Annotated in this window: 1 protein-coding gene; it reads left to right on the top strand. The window is 56.5% G+C overall.

Going from position 1 to position 1,355, the window contains the following annotated elements; genetic code table 11:
• Window positions 1–80 precede the first annotated feature (80 nt).
• Window positions 81–1,103 (top strand): IS110 family RNA-guided transposase, encoded by a 1,023-nt coding sequence (locus GGR23_RS22965; protein ID WP_036567425.1) that lies wholly within the window; start codon window positions 81–83, stop codon window positions 1,101–1,103.
• Window positions 1,104–1,355: the final 252 nt, after the last annotated feature.

Raw genomic sequence — 1,355 nt, 5'->3', positions numbered from 1 at the left:
TTGATGATGTGGACGGCCCTCCGAACCCGTCGCGCGAGATGCTAAGATCATTCTGCGCAACTCAGAGAAGGAACCGTGTCATGACTTTCGAGAAGATCACTGTCGTCGGCCTGGATCTGGCCAAGAACGTGTTTCAAGTTCATGCTATCGATGACGTCGGCAATGTTATTGTCCGGCGGCAGCTTCGCCGAAATCAGCTCCTGCATTTCTTCGAGCAGTTGCCACCCTGCCTCGTCGGCATGGAAGCTTGTTCGACTTCACATTACTGGGCGAGGGAACTCGGTGCCTTGGGCTTCGATGTGAAGCTTATGCCTCCGGTATATGTAAAGCCGTATGTGAAGCGCGGGAAAAACGATGCAGCAGATGCCGAAGCGATTTGCGAGGCAGTCACCCGTCCAACCATGCGCTTCGTACCGGTGAAAAATTGCGAGCGTCAGGCTCTTCTTATGCAGCACAAGACCCGAGATCTTTTTGTGCGGCAGAGAACGGCTCTGATCAACGCACTCCGAGGCCATTTGGCCGAATTCGGTATCATCACGCCTCAAGGAAAGTTCGGGCTGAAAGCTGCTCTCGAAGCCTTACACGTCGCGAAAGACCATCTTCCTGAACCGTCGTGGCAACCCTTCAAGCACATTCAGATGCAGCTAGAAGAGCTGAGCAATAAGATCGCCGAGCTTGATCGCACCATAATGCAGTGGTGCCGGGACCAAGCTGCCGCTCGGAGGCTGATGACCATCCCAGGCGTCGGCTTTCTCACGGCGGCCGCAATCGCGGCTTCGGTTGGGAATGCCGAGGAATTCAAATCAGCGCGACAGTTCGCGGCTTGGCTTGGCTTAACGCCGCGACAAAATAGTAGTGGCGGAAAGGAGAGGCTAGGGCGGATCAGCAAGCAGGGCGATCGGACAATCCGACGATTGCTGGTAGTCGGCGCCACTGCCGTCATACGACGAGCGCGCATTGATGCTCCATCATTCCCGTGGATCGCGAAGCTCTTGCAGCGCAAACCGGCACGCATGGTGTCGGTAGCGATCGCCAACAAGACCGCCCGCGTCGCGTGGGCTCTTCTGAGAAGAGAGGAGACTTACCGGCACGCAGCCGTTTGAAGGAATCCGGCTCGGCAATCGTCGACCGGAGGAATGAAGGACTGAGTAATGATGGCGAACCGGTTGGACCGGGGATGGAGCAAAGCCTAGGTTCCCCCAGAGCCTTGAGCTCGACAAATTGATTGGCTCTCCATCCGCGGACTTCATCAGGGCCAGTGGCTACAATGCCACGATAAAAGGCCGGACACATGACTGAACCTGACCGATCCCATCGATACAGAGTCTTGCATTCCACGGGCCGTCCACACATGG

The sequence above is a fragment of the Gellertiella hungarica genome (assembly GCF_014197145.1).
Taxonomy (GTDB): domain Bacteria; phylum Pseudomonadota; class Alphaproteobacteria; order Rhizobiales; family Rhizobiaceae; genus Gellertiella; species Gellertiella hungarica.
The sequence above is the reverse complement of the archived record's forward strand: the minus strand, read 5'-3'. Positions and strand labels throughout refer to the sequence as shown.